This is a genomic window from Aquitalea palustris, assembly GCF_003693445.1.
Lineage (GTDB): Bacteria > Pseudomonadota > Gammaproteobacteria > Burkholderiales > Chromobacteriaceae > Aquitalea > Aquitalea palustris.
On record NZ_RFAR01000149.1, the window covers coordinates 1 to 362 of the forward strand.

Annotated in this window: 1 pseudogene; it reads right to left on the reverse strand. The window is 59.7% G+C overall.

Annotated elements, in window-relative coordinates:
• Window positions 1-362: pseudogene (locus EAY64_RS20075) on the reverse strand (IS3 family transposase); the annotation flags it as partial.

The following is a 362-nucleotide window of genomic DNA, read 5'->3' on the forward strand; positions in this document are numbered from 1 at the left end:
CAGGACGCCGGTGGTAACCCGTCTGCGAACGTAAGTCCTCCTGCTTCATCAGTCGTGCCACACGATGTTTGCCACAGCGCTCACCCTGAGCCTGCAAGTCGTCATGCACCTTGCGATAGCCATAGACACCGCCACTTTCGAGCCAGGCCTGCTTGATGTGCCCCAGCAAGCGCTGGTCTTCACGCACTTGCGTTGAATGCGGGGATGCTCTCCAGGCGTAGTAGCCGCTGGGGTGCACTGCCATGACCCAACACAGTCGTCGAACTGGGAATTGCTGCGGGTGGGCCCGGGTGAAGGCATACCTTACCCTGACTCCTTGGTAAAGTATGCGGCGGCCTTTTTTAGGATGTCGCGCTCCTCGG